12 protein-coding genes are annotated in these 18,970 nt (G+C 43.6%); 10 read left to right on the forward strand and 2 right to left on the reverse strand.

Annotated features, from left to right (window positions below; all coding sequences use genetic code 11):
• The first annotated feature begins 114 nt into the window (after positions 1–114).
• Complete coding sequence (locus tag FS818_RS02995; protein ID WP_145329487.1) at positions 115–2,811, forward strand: adenosylcobalamin-dependent ribonucleoside-diphosphate reductase; 2,697 nt, start codon at positions 115–117, stop codon at positions 2,809–2,811.
• Positions 2,812–3,472: 661 nt separating this feature from the next.
• On the opposite strand, the gene FS818_RS03000 is transcribed toward FS818_RS02995, so the two are convergent.
• Together FS818_RS03000 and FS818_RS03005 are read right to left on the reverse strand one after the other, a co-directional pair.
• Positions 3,473–5,128, reverse strand: a complete 1,656-nt coding sequence (locus FS818_RS03000) for a hypothetical protein (protein WP_145329490.1) — start codon at positions 5,126–5,128, stop codon at positions 3,473–3,475.
• Positions 5,129–5,130: 2 nt separating this feature from the next.
• Positions 5,131–6,423 (reverse strand): hypothetical protein, encoded by a 1,293-nt coding sequence (locus FS818_RS03005; RefSeq protein ID WP_145329493.1) that lies wholly within the window; start codon positions 6,421–6,423, stop codon positions 5,131–5,133.
• Between the two features lie 1,215 nt (positions 6,424–7,638).
• Between FS818_RS03005 and FS818_RS28675 the strand changes: the two genes are divergently transcribed.
• The 9 genes from FS818_RS28675 to FS818_RS03045 all read left to right on the forward strand — a co-directional run bounded on the left by FS818_RS28675 (position 7,639) and on the right by FS818_RS03045 (position 18,957).
• Complete coding sequence (locus tag FS818_RS28675; RefSeq protein ID WP_186331560.1) at positions 7,639–7,815, forward strand: hypothetical protein; 177 nt, start codon at positions 7,639–7,641, stop codon at positions 7,813–7,815.
• A gap of 18 nt (positions 7,816–7,833) precedes the next feature.
• Positions 7,834–8,685: an ATP-binding cassette domain-containing protein gene (locus tag FS818_RS03010; protein WP_260984500.1), complete on the forward strand. Its 852-nt coding sequence runs from the start codon at positions 7,834–7,836 to the stop codon at positions 8,683–8,685.
• 116 nt (positions 8,686–8,801) lie between these two features.
• Positions 8,802–9,398: a hypothetical protein gene (locus tag FS818_RS03015; protein WP_260989772.1), complete on the forward strand. Its 597-nt coding sequence runs from the start codon at positions 8,802–8,804 to the stop codon at positions 9,396–9,398.
• A 493-nt stretch (positions 9,399–9,891) separates the two neighbouring features.
• Positions 9,892–11,988, forward strand: coding sequence for an acyltransferase family protein (locus tag FS818_RS03020; RefSeq protein ID WP_145329502.1), 2,097 nt, complete (start codon positions 9,892–9,894; stop codon positions 11,986–11,988).
• A gap of 303 nt (positions 11,989–12,291) precedes the next feature.
• Positions 12,292–13,605: an extracellular solute-binding protein gene (locus FS818_RS03025; RefSeq protein WP_145329505.1), complete on the forward strand. Its 1,314-nt coding sequence runs from the start codon at positions 12,292–12,294 to the stop codon at positions 13,603–13,605.
• 133 nt (positions 13,606–13,738) lie between these two features.
• Positions 13,739–14,620, forward strand: coding sequence for a carbohydrate ABC transporter permease (locus FS818_RS03030; RefSeq protein WP_145329507.1), 882 nt, complete (start codon positions 13,739–13,741; stop codon positions 14,618–14,620).
• A gap of 15 nt (positions 14,621–14,635) precedes the next feature.
• A complete protein-coding gene (locus FS818_RS03035) occupies positions 14,636–15,511 on the forward strand; it encodes a carbohydrate ABC transporter permease (protein ID WP_145329510.1) in 876 nt (291 codons plus the stop codon).
• A gap of 30 nt (positions 15,512–15,541) precedes the next feature.
• Positions 15,542–17,359, forward strand: coding sequence for a sensor histidine kinase (locus FS818_RS03040; protein WP_145329513.1), 1,818 nt, complete (start codon positions 15,542–15,544; stop codon positions 17,357–17,359).
• On the forward strand, positions 17,356–18,957 hold the full coding sequence (locus tag FS818_RS03045) for a helix-turn-helix domain-containing protein (protein WP_145329516.1): 1,602 nt from the start codon (positions 17,356–17,358) through the stop codon (positions 18,955–18,957). The genes FS818_RS03040 and FS818_RS03045 overlap by 4 nt, the downstream gene beginning before the upstream one ends.
• Positions 18,958–18,970: the final 13 nt, after the last annotated feature.

Here is an 18,970-nt window from a genome sequence, read left to right on the forward strand (position 1 = left end):
ATAGTGTAATATAATGGTTGTGAATCACTATATGTGGTATATAGGCGTAAATTATTCTCAGAGACAGCATTGAATTTAAAATGAACGGTTTATTCGGGGAGGTTGATTGCAGAGATGGCATCCAACAATACAGGAACGAACCAACAAGTGAAGCATCATGAGAACAAACGCAAGCTGGAAGGGCTCAGCGAGAAAATATTTCTGGATCGGTACGCATGGAAGGACGCCGATTCAAATCATGCGAAAGTCGGAGATGTTGTACTTGTATTAACGAAAGATGATCCCAAGTTTCCGGTGAAGGAAGTCGGTGAGATTGTTGAACGGCAGGCACAACAGGTTAAAGTGCGGACACGTAGCGATAGCATCATAGAGACCGATGTGGAGAGGCTGACACTTACGATTGAGAAAACACCGGAGGAGATGTGGGATCGTCTTGCCCGAGCGATGGCTTCTGTTGAATCGACAGCTGAACAACAGGCGGTTTGGGAGAAGAAGTTTCGCTCGGTGCTGGATGACTGGAAACTGGTTCCTGGTGGACGTATTGCTGCTGGCGCAGGGGCCAGTGAGGAGTTGACGCTGTTTAACTGTTATGTCATTCCTTCTCCGCAAGACAGCCGGGGCGGCATCATGAAGACGTTGACCGAGATGACCGAAATTATGGCTCGCGGCGGTGGCGTGGGCATCAATCTGTCTTCCCTTCGTCCTCGGCGGGCTGTGGTGAAAGGTGTGAACGGCTCGTCCAGCGGATCGGTGTCCTGGGGCGGGTTGTTCAGTTATACGACGGGGCTTATCGAACAGGGCGGTAGCCGCCGGGGTGCGCTGATGCTGATGATGAACGATTGGCACCCGGACGTGCTAGATTTTATTACGGTTAAGCAAACGATGGGACAAGTGACCAATGCCAATCTGTCCGTTTGCGTAAGCAATGCGTTCATGGAGGCTGTGAAGCAGGACGGTGATTGGGAGCTTGTTTTTCCCGATACGAGTGACCCGGACTATGATTCGGAGTGGGATGGGGATTTGAGCAAATGGAAAGAGGCAGGCCATAACGTTATTCCATACCGGACAGTGAAGGCACGTGAAATATGGCATACGATTATTGAATCCGCTTGGAAATCAGCCGAACCCGGTGTTGTATTTATGGAGTATTACAATCAGATGTCGAACAGCTGGTATTTTAATCCGATCATCTGTACTAATCCTTGCGGGGAACAGGGCCTTCCAGGCTGGGGCGTATGTAACTTGTCAGCAATCAATTTGTCCAAATTCTATGATGAAACAAACCACGATGTGGCATGGGAAGAGCTGGCGGAAACGACGCGCATTTCGGCAAGATTTCTGGACAATGTGATTGACGCGACGCCGTATCATTTTGAAGAAAATCGATTAAATCAGCAGCGTGAACGCCGGGTGGGGCTAGGAACCATGGGACTTGCGGAGCTGATGATCAAACTGCGTATCCGTTATGGCAGTCTTGAATCGCTAGATTTTCTCAATAAACTGTATGGATTTATGGCAAAGGAAGCCTATCTCGCTTCAGCGGAGATTGCCGCGGAGAAAGGTGCGTTCCCGGCGTTTGAGGCAGAACCTTACTTACAGAGTGGATTTATGAGACAGATGACGGAGGCGTACCCAGAGGTTGGAGAAGCGATCCGTGAAAAGGGAATTCGTAACGTGACGCTGATTACTCAGGCGCCTACGGGAAGTACCGGAACGATGGTGGGCACATCGACTGGCATTGAGCCGTATTTTGCTTTTAAGTATTTTCGCCAGAGCCGTCTTGGGTACGATGAACAGTTTGTGCCGATTGCCGAGGAGTGGCTGGAGCAGCATCCCGGTGAATCCTTACCGGATTATTATGTGACGGCGATGGATCTTTCGGCCGAAAATCATATTCGCGTGCAAGCCGCCATTCAGAAGTGGGTGGATAGTTCAATCTCGAAAACGGCAAATTGTCCTTCTGATTTTACGGTGCAGGATACGGCGGAGCTGTATGAGCTAGCTTTTGATCTGGGTTGTAAGGGAGTAACGATTTATCGGGACGGCAGTAGAGATGTTCAGGTACTTTCTACTTCGAAGAAAGAAGACACCTCGGTTAATGAAGGGCAGAATGCGGATAAAGAGGAATTCAACAGCCCGGTAGCTGAGTCCGTTTCGGTAGCAAATCCGGTGTATGCAGAGCGAGAGTCCAGCTTGCCAGACTTGGGAGAACAGACTACGGGTGTGGTGGATAAACAATATAAACGCCGTCCACAAGTATTGCGCGGAGCAACGTATAAGATGCATACGCCGTTCGGCATGGCCTATATTACGATTAATGATCTGGACGGAACACCGGGTGAGATTTTCCTCAACGTAGGCAAGGCAGGCTCAGACGTGTTTGCAATGGCGGAGGCACTGGGCCGGGTATGCTCTCTATTCCTGCGATATGGCGATCATGGTCATAAGGTGGAGTTGCTTATCAAACATCTGAAAGGCATCGGAGGTTCAGGGGCTATTGGATTTGGAGCTAACCGTGTGGAATCCATTGCCGATGCCGTCGCGAAAGCGCTGGAAAGCCATGTTCAGATGAATGAGGATATTGGAGTGAAGAATCCGAACAGTGCTAACCGTGTGAACAGCAGCAACAATACAAAGGGAGTTCTGCTGAACACGCAGACACCGACCTCACAACTGGACGATGCGGGAGGCGATGGGCAAAAGGCTTTTATCCAATCTATCGACTTATGTCCTTCATGCGGCTCGGCATCCTTGATCAATGTAGAAGGGTGTAAAACATGCAGTAACTGCGGATACAGCAAGTGTAATTAAGCTATTTCAGAACAATTCCGGAACCAATTATTGCTCTAATGAGCCTGAACAGCGATGTTCAACCTAAAGAGTGTACAGACGAAGTGCGGACTTACCAGCTGTTATCCTTCAAAAGGTTTGAAAAATGAAAATAAATTTTGGGAAATTAGCCTTAGTTAAAACCGCGATATAAATGATTTTTCTTAATTCTATTACTGGAAATATTTTAAAACTAGTGGAGATTTAATTAATTCGAGCAAAGCTTGTGTTAATAAAGTTTGAAAAAGAATACTGACTAATTTCAGCTCATCAAAAATTGATGTAACTCATTATCGTAGGAACATTGGTATATTCTTTAGTCAATGAAATTAATTATTTTTGTGTACTCAAAATAAAAGCTAAGTCTCACATTGTAAGTGTACTTAGCTTATGAACATATATAAGTGTAGTTATATTCGATTCCCGAAATATAATTATTATAAAAAGTAATATCCATTCTTTAAATTTTGATATAAACAATTGTATTTGAGAACTTTGTAAATATGCTACATATTTATTATTAATAACTTATACAGGCAGTCTCCTTATCAATTCTTAAAAAAAACAAGAACTGTTAGAAAGACCTAAGTTCTTGTTCAATGTGTGGGTTATTTAACTTTTAACTTTCGGGTCTAATGATATTTCATTTCTCTTTTTTTAACTCCGTGATTCTCTTCTCCAAAGATTCCGTCATGGATGCTTCCAATAAATCATCCCATTTTTGAAACTTACTAATTTTTTGTGAGAGCAGATTTCGCTCATCATATTTCATACTCATTATATCGTCATACGTTCTAAATTGATTCTCTTTTAATAACTCATCAAAACTACTGTAAGATGTATGTCTGTTGATAAAATCATCATTTAAGAATTTTAAAGGTTCAAGTCCAACTGTTCTTCGAAGAGTCTGCACAGGAGTCTCTTTCTGAATTTTTGAAATTTTAGTATCTTGGGGTAGTTCAGTTTGACCGTTCATATTAGGAACTTTTGTTGATTGGATATTTTGGAGAAAATTATCAACGAATTTAGACAAATTGCTAGCAGGAGTTCTACTGCTGGATGGTGTTGAGTTCCTGTTCTTCACATCATTTGAATCTTTGTTACTGTTTCTTTTTGGTGGCGTTGAAATTTCGTTCGTAACTTGTGTTTCTTCCAATGGTTTTGACCAAATCATTTTCCACTCAAAACCAACTGAATCTTTGATAAAAGATAATATATTTTTGGACGCTTTTAATTTCTCATCTGAAAGACCGCTCCTAAACATGTCACGAAATGCATTGTCAGAAAAGTCTTTTCCTTTTAATCCTTGTTCAAACAACAAAAAGTCTAACAATTGAGGCATGTCTACATACCATTGTGGATTATGCAAAGCCCTCTCAATAATACCGATTAGACTGTATGAATAGTCGGGTGGAGGGAACTCGCCAAATTCAATTAGTTTTGATTTTGGTAAGTATGAGGGTGCTATATTTGCACGTACTATTTCATTAGCTAAATCACTTGCAGAGCTTAATAATTTATGAACCTGTGCAGCCTCTAGTTCTCCATAAGTTAATTTGCTTAATATACGCTCTTCTCTTGCTTTTTCTGGTAAGGAATAGGTATCTGAGCATATCCAAAGAATTTGTAAACCAATCAATACGACAAGTTCACAACAAAGGTATTTCCAGAATGTATTATCGTCAGAATCACTTTTTGATATAGATAACTGTTTGGTAGATATATTTAAAAAATCAAATGCTATATTAATAGAAGTATAAGGGTCATCTTTTAGATACAGTTTTCTAACTGTCAGCCACATTTTCTCTGCCTTTTTATCTGTCTTCAACACTTTATCTATTGAAGAAAAGAAGCCCTTATAAAACTTTTCATCAGCAATGCCGTAAGAACCAGATGGTATGTTGGAAAACTGGCTAACTTTATCATTTGTCAATACTCTCACACCACCAGTTAGTGCGAAATTAATAATTTCAGCAGATGTTTTGGGTAATGCAACATAAACATCAGATGCACTAGTGAATTCACCAAGTCCTTTTGCCCAAAAAATACGTTCATATGGTCTTGATTTCTGCTTGTTTTTACAGTCACAGATAATTCGATGCCCTTTAAATGGCAAGGTAAACTGAATACCAAGTACATCTACATCAGTAGCATCTTGGTTGACGGGTCCATATTGTAAAGGTATTGACCTTCTAGCTAAATAGCCCTGACTTTGAAATAATCCAGTTACCATGTATTCTAAAGAAAATCCTTTGTCACCATTGTTTTTTGAAGTGCTTCTATCATTATAATTAGCCATATTCAATTCATCCCCGTTCTGAGGGAATTTAGCAATCTTGCTCTAGCATCAGCTACTGGAGCAGTATCACTTGCCTCAATCATTTTGCGTCTCGACTCAGGTATTAGATAACCTGTTGGTTGAGTTTTTAGAAAATCTTCTTCATTTACTTCGTTCTCAGGAAGCAGTTTTTTGTATGATAACAATTGCTGAACCATTTTACCAACCTCGGTTTGACGAAGTTTCATGTAGAACTGACCTCCACCAGCAGGTTGAGTCTGAATTACACCATCCATTTCAAGAAGTTGATAATCTTGTCCAATTGCTGTACATTTTCCAACCCATTCACCACGAACAAGTTTATTGATAATATTAACCATTTTATCCTGAGTTGAAATTTTACCTCTACCATATATAGATTTTGTTTGACCAAAGCGAAGGCAACTTAAGAGAATTTTAGCCTTATGAAAGACATCTTCAGCCATAGCAAAAGTACCAACACCTTGTCCTTTTAATTGTGGTGTTGTGTAATAGACCCCTGCGCCAAAAGATGATTGGACAGTGATACCATCCAGAAGACCAACACCTTCCATCAGATTTACAATGTGAGGTGAGATATGTTGGGGCAAAGATTCAGCAAAAAAACCTGGTGATTGCATTACCAGACTTTGTACTTCATTTACCATATCCTTTTCATCAGTATCCAAGCTTTTTAGTGCCTTTGCGACTTTAGAGGGGTCACCACTAAAAGCATATTCGTTATACAAAATTTTTTCACTGGGGTCACCACTTGATTTGACGAGACCTAATACTTGTTGAAGTTGAATTGTGGTAAGCGCTGCGCTTTCGCTAATCCCATTATTTGTAAGAATGGAAGTCATCTCATCTTGATAACGTGGTAATTCATATGTAGTTTGAAGTCCAACGAGGCTTGCTTTTTCAAACTCGCTAGGTTCAAATTTTTCATACATTGTTGCTACGGTTTGTAAGGCATCAACAGTTGAAAAGCAATAGATTTCAATTTCTTTAATATTGTTGCTTGAATCAATATTGTAATCAATTTTTTCTTCAGCTCTCAAAAAATCCAAATATACTTTTGTTTCAGCAGGTGTAATACCTGATTGACGTGCAAATACTTTTGCCTTTTTATAAGAAACTATTTCATCTTTATCAGCAATCAGACGTCCAAGTAAAGTTCCAGCTTTTCCAGACTGTTCAGTTGCTTCATAATAACTTAATTCTGGTGTGTTAGATTTTATTTGCATCAGATGTTTATTGGAATTCACAACCCAAGTACCTTTTGTTAATTGGTCCATTTCAAGTCATCTCTTTCTATTATGGTTTAGTTTCTACGCCTACGTCATGCTTCTACAAGATTTTATAAAAGTTTGACTGTCATAACGGCACTAGTACTGTCATCTGATATAAACATAATATTCCCCTTTTTAACAGTAACTCCTATATTCCTATTATATCCAAAAGCAATGATTCAACAAGATTAAATTATATAGTTCCAATATCTTAATAGAGTAGGTGAAGAATTTAACTTTTATATTATCAAAACTTGAAAAATGGAGTCGGAAATTAAAAATGTTCTCCTAGAATAAAAACAATCCGAGTGTCAGAAAAGTTTTTTCCCTGCTGGTTGTAAGAGTGTACAGTATCTTACGTCCCTATTTATGGGATGTTGCTGAATGGTGCTAGTATGTTAAGCAAGAGACATCGCAGATCCGAAGCACCGTATATACAGGATAACCTCACTCAATCCAAACTATCGCTGTTTGTAGTCGGGGAATTTTTCTAACGAAACCCTTGAGAATCTTGTTCTCAGATGCTTTCGTAATATTACTTCTGAAATCCTTGATAGTTGGCTATGACTTAATTAATTTGTTCCTTTTCTTTTTGTTTTTTAGCCACTAGTTCCCCCACCTCATCTTCAAATTGACGAACCAAGTCGTCAGCTTTTTAGGAGACATTCCGTACTTTCATGAACAACCTCTATTGGAGAATAGAAAGCACAACTATAACGTACCACTTTTCAAACCAACCGGTCATCTAAATCGTTTTTCATGAATACTCTCCTCATTCCATTTGGTGTAACTGAGTGGCTTCAAGTATCCAGTTGGATTAGGGGGCTTTAAAGCCAGAAAGACGTTATTTAGACTAATTTGTTTTCGCTGGACTTCTAACGGTCCTTAGGAAGCGCTATTTCACCAAAAAGGTGATCTTTTTGCCGATTTGATTTATTTTTAGCAAAATAACGTTCCTCAGAATCGTTTGAGTTGGAAATGGGTGATTTACACAAAATTAGGTTACTGGGGATCGTTAGAAATAGCTAGACTTCAATTGAACTGTCACGGTGTACATCGAATCTAGTTTCACCTGAATTATTTGATCATTAGACATCCCTTTAATCTTAAATATGTTAAAATAAGGACGTTGTTCTTACAAATCCAGTTAAAAGAGGCACATATTCGTTCAAATTAATGTTCATGACAGGTTCTGGACGAAGGAAGGAGGTAGCATCTATCATGAATAATCATTGGAAAAAGTCCTTGTTTTTGTTTGCTCTGATCGTGCCGGTCTCGGTAGGTACCATTTTTACGCTCCCATATCATCATCGGTATATTGCAGTAGCTATATTTCCACCGCTATTCTGGGTGCTCTATTATTCATGGATCGCTTTAGAAAGAAAAATGGATCGTTAGTGAGGGGGAAAGGTGACAATGAGGGCGCTATTAACATTAAAAGAAGCTTCTAAAAAATATGGCGATCGAAAAATTTTAATAGATGTGTCACTTGCGATTAGTCGAGGGGATTGCATTATTATAAGAGGAAGCAATGGTTCCGGGAAAAGTACGATGCTGCGCATGGTGTGTGGATTAATTCCATTAACGTCGGGTCAAAGGTTATTGGAGCATACGAATCTGGTGATTGGATATACCCCTGATCGATTATCTAAACTACGGATGACTTCGACGGAGTATTTGACACACATGGGCAGAATATCAGGTATGACTAAGAAAGAATTGAAAGAACGTATCAAGGAGTTGCATGATTTGTTTTGTCTTGAACAAAGTAATCAGTTGAAGATGAGTCATTTCTCAAAAGGAATGTTGCAAAAAACAAATGTAATGCAAGCTATGATTAAGCCGCCAGACCTTCTGGTATTGGATGAGCCTTTCTCAGGATTGGATGAAGAATCAACGAGGCATTTGCTTCATTCTCTGAAGAAGATTAAGGAAGAAGGTACATCGATTTTGGCAGCCGTGCACGATCCATTATTAGCAAGTCAATTGGAAAGCAACACATATTGGATTCATCAAGGAAGACTAAGCAAGGAGAGTATAAACACGTCTTCCGAACAGAAGGTTGTATATTTTGAACTGGAAGGCAGCATAGATTTAAGCGTTGTTGATCATCTTCTTGAATCTTTCCCCGATATTACATATAAAAGAAACCAAAGTGGTTATACGCTCATCACTTTTATGTACAAAGACTATAGTAGCTTTTTAACCGAATTTATAAATAAAGGCGGAGAGATTGTTAGCTTAACCAGAAAGGAGCTAAGCTCGTGATCTCATTACTGTCATATTTACATACTTGTTTCATGCGTTCTTATCGTTATGGTCCAGCTACCTTTGTATTTTTTATGGGGATCATTTTCGTATATAGTGTCGTTCCAAATCCAGTAATGGCTAGTTATGCATTTTCAACAACATTTATTTTTATTATTTCTGCTGTCATTTGTTATACGTTGATTGATATGGAAACGACAAATCAGGAAGCGGTGACGGTATTGCATAGTGGCAGTTTAGTAAAACTTTATGTTGCAAAATTGTTGTATTGCTGGCTTTTTACCATTCCACTAGCTCTGTATGCCGTTTCTTTCCCAGCCATTTTTCAAAAGTTTGATCGAAATCCGAGTGTTGAAGAGCTAGGCATGGCCCTGACTTATCATTTGGTTTCATCTTGGCTGGGAGTCGCTTTAGCCTGCTGGTTTAGTTCTAAGTTTATTCGTTCCCGCGTCATGTCTTTTTTAATGTTGAGTGTGCTCATTGTTATTACACTTTCAATACAAGGTATAGAGAATATGTTGCCAAACGGATTTAAAGCCATGATTTTTTTGTTGCCTCCTCTAAGTAGTACTATAGATGTGTTAATTAATTACGATGCACAAAGTTTATTTAAGAAGCTACTGGTAACAATTATACCGCTCGTATATGGTGCAATTACAGCAGGTTTATTTGTTTTAATGATTCACAGACGCAAGCTGGATGCAATGCATTGATTCTCCCGTTCCACCTCTAGAGTCCTAGGAAGGAAGAAGCAATTATAAGCAAAACTTTCAATCCGCTCTGAGTTAGGTTTATAATGGATAGTGGCTGCTGAGCAAGTCGGCGGCCTTTTTCTATTGAACAAGCTCAGGTAATTATGTCCAGTCCATGAAAAGCACTATATTAAACATTAAATATAGAGTATGATTTTACAGCTGATTATGCTGGCAGAAAAGGTTACATCGGTTAAACGGGTTTGTAACTATTCTTGTCAATTATGAAGTTGTTTTCAGGCGTATAATGCTAAACGTAATCGTGAACGCACGAGAAAATATAAGTTAAATAGACAATCGATACAACTAAATCTATAGGCAATTCGTCTTCTTTATGTTGTAAATGAAAGATGGAAGGTGCAATACGTATGTTAATAACAACCAGAATGAGCCAGTGTAAGAGGATGCCCCGATCTCGATGGATGTGGACTCGCAGTAACAAGGAGGGGCGCGCATGTCACAATCAGTGAAAAAAAAGAGGCATATGAACGGACTGGATGGCTTACGAGCCATCGCGGTACTTGGCGTAATTGCTTATCATTTAAATTTGGATTTCATTCCGGGCGGGTTGCTCGGTGTAGGTATATTTTTTGTTCTGTCAGGCTATCTGATTACCGATATTTTGTTATCCCAGTGGCGGGAACATGGGCGCATTGCGCTTGGAGATTTCTGGTTAAGGCGGTTTAGGCGCTTGTTGCCTGGCATGCTGACCATGACAGCGGTTGTGATGCTCTGGCTGTTATGTACAGACTCGTCCCGGCTTGCTTCACTCAAAGGGGATATCTTATCCGGTGTTACGTACATAAGTAATTGGTGGTATATCTTTCACCATGTTTCGTATTTTGAAAGTTTCGGTCCGCCATCACCTTTTGGACATTTCTGGTCACTGGCTGTTGAGGAGCAGTTTTATCTGCTTTGGCCCCTTCTGTTAATTGCAGGGATCGTGTTGTTCAAAAGAAAGGGATGGCTGGTCGTCTCCATTGTCGTTGCAGCTGAACTTTCAGCTGGCGCCATGGCCATCATGTATAACCCGGATTTGGACCCGAGCCGTGTATATTATGGAACAGATACCCGTGCATTTGCCCTGCTTGCCGGGGCCGCGTTAGCTGTAGTCTGGCCGAGCCGCAAGCTGTCCGGCACATTGCCTGCGATGAATCGACTTGCATTGGATGCATCGGGAGTTGCTGCCTTAGCGGTGCTCATCTATATGATGCTGAATACGAGCGAATACGACTCGTTCCTCTATCAGGGGGGCATGGTGATACAAACGATTGCCGCAACCCTGCTGGTGGCAGTACTTGCCCATCCTTCGTCTTTGCTGGCACGGATTATTGGGGCAAAACCATTGCGCTGGATTGGTGAACGTTCGTATGGAATATATCTGTGGCATTATCCGATTATTGTTCTGACCAGTCCTGTTGTAGATACAGGCGGTGCACATCCTGTACGTATGTTGCTACAAGTCGTTGCAACGGTTGTACTTGCATCGATGTCGTTAAAATATATTGAAAACCCGATTCGTTATAACGGATTTCGGGATTCCTTGTCAAAACTGTGGGGAAGAGGACGCACCTCTTTCGTTCCCCGTCAGGTATGGTGGAAACGAACAGGCCTGCTGATGACGTTCCTGTTATTATGTTATGCCATATCACAGACGGTACTGCCCGTAGCAGCCAATTCAGATTCGCATTCGGTGTCCCTGTCTACGGTGTTCAATGGCGAAAAGTCTGCTGAAGAAAAGGGCCAGGACGTTGTACCCGTTACAACAAAACCTTCGGATTCCGGGCAAAAGAATCCATCTGTTCAGTCAGGTACGGAGTCGACGTCAGACGGGAAAACGGATGGGAGCCACAAGCCTGGAACTGCATCTGCAGATGGGTCCAAATCGGCCAAGCCGGACGATTCATCCAGCGATAGCCGGGATCAGGGCAACTCGCCCTCTAATCCTGACAATAATCCTGCTTCCAATTCATCGGATTCAGGCAACAAAGAAACCGCCCCATCGGGTTCGAAACCAGATGAAGGCACAACTGATGCAACGGATTCAGGGGCAACGGATAAACCTGCGACACCTGTCACGAAGAATGGAAAAGTCCAATATACAATTATCGGAGATTCCGTTATTCTGGACGCCAAGCCTTATCTGGAGCAGAGCATATCCGGTGTGTACGTAGATGGCCATGTCGGCCGTCAGATGTGGCAGGCCGGGGATGTGCTGAGGGATCTGAAGCGTAACAAGCAAATGGGCAGTGAGGTTGTGCTGGAGCTTGGAACAAACGGTTCATTTAATTCCAAAAATTTAAAAACTGTACTTGACGGCTTAAAGGATAAAACCCGGGTATACCTCGTTACGGTACGTGTGCCGCGTCCTTGGGAGCGAACGGTGAACAAGGCTCTGACGGATGCAGCCTCCAGTTACAGCAATGTTTCTCTTATTGACTGGAATCAGGCAAGCGAAGGACATGACGAATATTTTGAAAAAGACGGGGTGCATCTGACCGTCGAAGGTTCGGAAGCTTTTGCAGCGCTGGTAAAAAGCAGTCTTCAATAACAGAGGATTAACTTATAGACCTTTATATTATATATACTATAGAACTTATTGAATTATTGTATCTTATAACCACGCGTTAAAAGTATATCAAAATGAGTGTACACTGATTTTCAAAGTCTCTCCCTGAGAGTGATGTAATTGGAGTTATTTTTGACTTCATGACATTGTCTTGGGGAGGGCTTTTTTGGTATGTACACAGGGAACCGATATTATTCACCCCTGCATCCGTGAATCGTCACCTTACAATATGATAGCGTTACCATTTACAATACAAATATTAAATGCTCAAGGGGGAGTATAACGATGTGGAAAAAGTGGTTTTCAGGCATGCTCGCACTAACCTTGTTTGCCGTTATCCTGGCAGGGTGCACAAGCGGGGATTCTTCCGAAGCTGGCAGCGGCAGTGACAAAGTCTCGGTGACTATCTGGCATAACTGGACTGGACAGGATGCCAAAGCGGTGGCGATGCGGAAAATAATCGAAGATTTCCGTACAGCACATCCAGACATCGAAGTGGTGGATGAAGGCTTGCCAACGGACGGACTTAAGACAAGACTGCGCACAGTTGCGGCAGCCAACGAGATGCCGGATCTGTTCGTGATGTGGCCGGATGCAATGACGAAGGAGTTCGTAAAAGGAGATCTGTTGCAGCCGATCAACGCAGAACTGGATGCGAAGCCGGAATGGAAAGACAATTTTATTCCAAATGCACTGGATGGATATACGGTGGACGGCAATATTTATTCCGTTCCGATGAATCTGGCGCCCAGCTCGTTTATTTATTACAATGAGGCACTCTTCAAAGAGAATAACGTAAAGGTTCCTGAAACGTGGGCTGAATTGGAACAGGCGGTTGCTTCGTTTAACGAAAAAGGAATCATTCCGATGGCTCTCGGTAACAAAACGAACTGGGTTGCCCAGTCTACCATTTTCAGTACGCTGGCTGATCGGGTGACGGGTACAGACTGGTTTTTGAAAGCCGTAGCTCAGGATGGTGCAAGTTTCACTGATCCGCAATTTGTTGAAGCGCTGAAGAAAATGCAGGAGCTTGGGAACATGAAGGCTTTCCAGGACGGATTCAACAGTATTGATGAAACTCAGATGATGCAGCTATATTTTCAAGGGAAAACTGCGATGGTCATGAACGGCGGGTGGGCGCTCGCCAACCTCGTTAACAATGCACCGGAAGACGTGTTAAAAAATACACATATTACGATTCTGCCTCCTGTGGAGGGCGGCAAGGGTGAACCAAGAACAACATCAGGAGTCGTTGGAACGGGTCTTGGTGTCAGCAAAAAGCTGAGTGGTGCTCAAAAAGACGCAGCGATGGAGCTGTTCTATGCACTGGCTGGTCCGGACGGTCAAAAAGCGACGCTGGATAGCAGTACACTGGTCAGCTACAACATTGATCTGGATAAGTCCAAAGCTCATCCATTGTTTGTGGAGTTGTACGATCTGATGCAGGAAGTGAAGATTACGCCGGTATACGATTCCAAGCTGGGATCGGCTACGGTTGAGGTGATTAATAATGGGTTACAGGAGCTGCTGATGGGCGGCAAAGCGGAAGATATTGCGGGCCGAATTCAGGCAGCTCAAGCGAATGCGATGAAACAATAGGTTGTTCCCTGCTTCTGGAGGCTGACTAACCTAAGGATAATTCATTCCCCTTCCCGGCAGGGGAGGGGTTTTTAGATCAGAAGTGTTCGATACCGGACAGATTAGAAAGGCAATACGAGGGGAAGTGAAGCCATTGAACGCATTACAAAATCGGCGTTTTATTATGCTGGGGCTTGCTCCGGCAGTCATTATCTATGCATTGTTTGTGTTTGTGCCTGTTGTATGGTCTGCATATTACGGTTTTTTTAACTGGTCTGGCATTGGGGCATCGACGTACATTGGCCTGAGCAACTATGTGGAAATCTGGAATGACGCGATCTTTTGGCGGGGTTTGAAAAATAATGTCATTTTTGTGCTGGCTTCGGTGTTTGGTCAGATTCCATTAGCACTCATTTTGGCAGTGATGTTACACAAAAGCAACCCGCTCCAGCGCTTTCTGCGCTCGGCTGTATTTCTGCCTATGGTATTGTCAACGGTTGTGATCGGCATGATCTGGCAGTATATCTATCATCCACAGATCGGTATCTTGAATTTCCTGCTGGATGCGCTAGGGCTTGAAAGCTGGAAGCTGCAATGGCTGTCCGATGCGAAGATCGCGATATTTTCTCTAGTGCCGCCCTTGCTCTGGAGTTTTGTTGGACTGTATCTGATTATTTTCATCTCCGCTTTGCAGAACATTCCAGGTGAAATCCATGACGCAGCCAAAATAGATGGCGCATCCGGAATACGCAAACTGGTTTCCATTTCTCTGCCGATGATATGGGGCACGGTACAAGTTGCGATTATCTTATGTATTTCAGGCAGTCTGAAATCGTTCGATCTGGTCTATATCATGACAAAAGGTGGGCCGGCTCACGCAACGGAGTTGCTCGCTACGTATATGTATAACTCTACGTTTACAACGTACCGATATGGTTTCGGTAGTGCGATCTCCACAACGATTGTTCTGATTTCCTTGCTGCTCATCGGAACAAGCCAGTGGGTGACCAGTCGGAAGCGTAACGAAAACCGATAGAGAGGAGGCAGATTTATGCGTACAACACCTGTGACTATTCCAACACCGCAAGGCCATGCAGGGCATTCCATTCGGCAGATTCGCAAAGGAATCCTTTGGACGCTGCTGACGGTCTATGGTATTTTAACATTGTATCCGTTTTATTGGCTTGTGATTAGTGCGTTCAAAGCGAATGAGGATTTCTACAGCAGACCTTTTGGTCTACCGGCACACTGGAATGTGGCCAATTTTACAAATGCCTGGGAAAGTTCAAAGCTCGGAACGGCTTTTGGCAATTCACTAACCGTATCGATTGGCTCGCTGATTCTGACGCTGTTTATCGCGGCACTGGCTTCATTCATTCTGGCGCGATTCCAGTTTCGCTGGAAAGGGCTGATTATGACGTTTTTCGTTGTAGGCATGCTCATCCCGATTCATAGCACACTCGTTCCGTTGTTTATTTTGATGAAACAGATGTCCTTGCTCAATACGTATTGGGCTTTGATCCTGCCGTATACTGCGTTTGCCTTGCCAACAGCAATCTTTGTGTTGACAGCTTATCTGGTCAGCATTCCGCGCGATATTGAAGAGGCAGCTTTTATGGATGGAACCGGACTTTGGGGACTTTTTACCCGGATCATGCTTCCCATGTCGCTTCCTGCACTGTCTACGGTGACCATTTTGAGTTTTTTACATGCGTGGAACGACTTTTCCTTTGCCCTTGTATTCATTAATAAAACGGGATTGAAAACGTTACCGCTTGCCATTGCAAACTTTGCAGACGGATATCAGACCGATTATGGTCTAACGCTTGCTGCCATGACCCTGTCCGTTATTCCTACCATCATTGTCTATTTAATCTTTCAGGAACAGGTGATGAAGGGCATGACAGCAGGTGCAGTCAAAGGGTAAGCGAGGGGCGCATCCAAAGGAGGAACAGAGTTGGTTCGCTGGCTTACATCTTCACTGCAACGGAAGCTGTCCGTCGTTGTCACAGCTTCGATGATTGTGCCACTTGTAGCGCTTGGACTATTTGCTTTCCTGTTTGCCTCACGCATCACGGAGGAAAAAACGAAGCTATCGGGGATGGATACGCTCAAGCAAGTGGAAGCGAATCTTCGTTATATGCTCCAGGATGCGGAGAATTTATCAATTTTCCTCATTGGAGAACGGGATATTCAGCAATATCTAAGCCGCGATGAGGATCATGAAGCCGATCGCTTGGATATAGTGGGCCGAATGACCAATCTGGCCGCATCCAAAAAGTACATTGCGAACATTGCCATTTATCCCGGGCGCTTTGATGCTGCGTTGTCCACGGCCACTTGGTATGAACCGGACGGAGGTAGCCTGTTTTCCCCTTCTCTCCCTAGTGGAAACGCGGATAAAAGGTGGACGGGTGTATATCCCGTTCGCAATTATGCCGGAATTCAAAATGTCATTACGTTGATCAGGCCAATTCGCAGCATCCACAATTATCGTCCCATCGGCTGGCTTAGCATCAGTTTAAATGAAAATGCGATCTCTAAAGGGTGGCCGGCGTTTGGACTGGGTAGAGGGGAAGGTAGCCTTGAACTGATTGGCAACACAGGAGAGGTTCTGTCCTCCATGGATAAATCCAGGCTTGGGCTACATGTATCTGATCTCGAACCGGGACTGATTACGCGCATTCAGAAGGGGCATAGTGGGACGACTACGTATGGTGAGGAAGAAAGAAAACGTACGGTACTTTATTACCCTGAGGAACTGACGGGGTGGACGCTGGTTGGTATGGTTCCTTATGAGCAATACCGTTCAGAGAATAGTTACATTATCATTTTGACAGCAATTGCGGTTGCCTTGTCAGCGTTAATCAGCGGTGGTTTGGTCTGGTTCACGGTTCGCAGGGTTACGAGGCCGCTGCTTGTGTTAACCAGACATTTGTCTCGAATTGATCCGAAGCGTCCCTTGCCGTTATTCCGAGCAGAAAGCGATGACGAGATTGGCAAGCTTGGGGAAAGTTACAATCTGCTTGGTGCACATATTGAATGGCTTAAGGAAGAGATCATTCGTGGGGAAGCTCGCAAAAAAGAAGCAGATCTGCGCGTGCTCCAGGCACAGATTAATCCTCATTTTCTGTATAACACGCTCTCCTCCATTCATTGGATCGCGCTGATGTCCAAAGAAAACCGGATCGCGGATATGGTAGAGGGACTAAGTGATTTTCTACGAATCAGTTTGAATAAGGGACAGGATTACTGCCCGGTTGCCCAGGAGATTGCGCATATCCGTCATTATGTACGGGTACAGTCGATTCGTTTTCCGGATCAATTCGTGCTGCATTATATTGTTGATCCTGCATTGGAGCAACGAATGATGTTAAAGCTTCTGCTACAGCCACTGGTGGAGAATGCGATGATTCACGGGATTCAACAGGCAGGAAACCAAGGCACGATAACGATTATGATTCAGAAGGATTCCGCGGTTGAGCGCATGAACATTTTGGTACTGGACGACGGTGCGGGCATGGAACTGGAGCAATTGGAGCAATTGCGGGCCAGTATTATCCCCGCGGATGAGAGTAACATGTTGCCGCAGGGCAGTCATTCCCAAGGGAAGCAACTGGGGCAGTCGTTGTCCGATGGAGGGTATGGTCTCCGTAATGTAAACGAAAGACTGTTTCTTCACTATGGGACGGATGCGTTACTTGAAATACACAGCAAAAAGGGTGGGGGCACCCGAATTTCGTTCTCCATTCCAATTCTGGAGGAATCGCCATGAGATTATTGATTGTGGACGACGAAGTCATCATTCGCACAGGGCTCGCGAGTGTGATCGCCTGGCATGAACTTGGCATTGAGATTCTTCCGCCAGCTGCTTCTGCCGAGGAGGCTTTAACTCGACTAGCGGAGGAATACCCGCATATTTTGATGACCGATATTCGAATGAACGGCAAGTCGGGGCTGGAGCTAGCGGAAGAAGCACAGCATCTGCTTCCGGAGCTGGAGGTCATTATTTTATCGGGTTACGATGATTTCTCTTACGCCCAGCAAGCGATCCGTAATGGAGTCACAGACTATCTCTTGAAAACGAGCAAACCGGAAGAGATCATCAAAACGGTGCTGCAGGCCAAAGGAAGAATTACAGAACGATGGGCAGAGAAGTCCCGTGAGGGACAATTGTTACGTGAGAACCGGGAGAGGAAGTTTGCCAGATGGGTGATCGAAGGTCAAACGAATTCGGGGAGTTGCCCATCCTTTCTCGCATTTGATGAGGAACATGCGCTCCCCGTTCAATCCATAGAGCAAGTTAGTGGCAACAAACGGCCTGTGAGCAGGCAAGTTGTTGTGATTGAGGCAGAGGGGTGGGGCCGCTCTTCCGATGCGCTGCTCCGGTTTGCAGTGCAGAATATGATTGAAGAAGTGCTCCCGGGAACGATTGCTCAGGTTGACAAACAATATATTGTCTGTGTTCTGCCTGTGGCTTCCGAAAATGAAGTAAGCGTATACAGGATCAAGGAAGGCATAGATCGTATGGAGGCATGGTTGAAATGTTCACTTCGCGCTGTGCTTGGTGAACCTGTTAACCACTCTTCTGAATTGCACCGTAGTTATCAAACGGCGTTGTTAGCTTTACAGTACCGTGGACTGCTGGATACCAAAGTGTGGCGATATCAAGAGGTTAACGGCAAGCGAGGTGGCAAAACGGTGTTGACACATGAGGAGGAGACCACCCTCGGTACGTTGCTCATGGACAATGATCCAGTCACGCTTACAACATGGATACGTGAACTGATTACGAGGTTGATTGCAGAACCTGATGTCACACCGGGATCATATGGAGCTTGTCTACATTCGGTGATCATTGCAGGACACCGCTGGCTGGCGCGAACACTTCAAGCGATTGGAAGGGAACAACCCTCCAGGCTTGAGCCTTGGACCCCTGAAACCGACAAGAAACCGGCAGAGATCGGGGATGAATTGTTCCACCATTTATATGATGTGATGCAGGCATATCACAGTCGTATGGGACTAGGGCAGGCCGCACATGTGCAGAAAGCGATAGGTTATATTGAGAATGCACTGGCACAGGATATTAGCTTGCAGCAGGTGGCCGGACAAGTTCATTTGCATCCAGGACATCTTAGTGAATTGTTTAAAAAAGAAATGGGTGTAACCTTTGGTGACTTTGTTACAGATATGAGGATCAGGCGGGCAATGGATATGCTCGTTGTGTCTCCGGCAAAGGTCAGTGAAATCGCAACAATTAGCGGTTATGAGGATGTGAAGTATTTCAGCAGACTGTTCAAAAAGCATACAGGCAAAACACCGAGTGAATACCGGGAGCAGGCACTTGCATTTAAATCTTCAGGCAGCTAGACGGGAGGAGCAG

This window comes from Paenibacillus xylanexedens, assembly GCF_007680605.1.
GTDB lineage: Bacteria > Bacillota > Bacilli > Paenibacillales > Paenibacillaceae > Paenibacillus > Paenibacillus xylanexedens_B.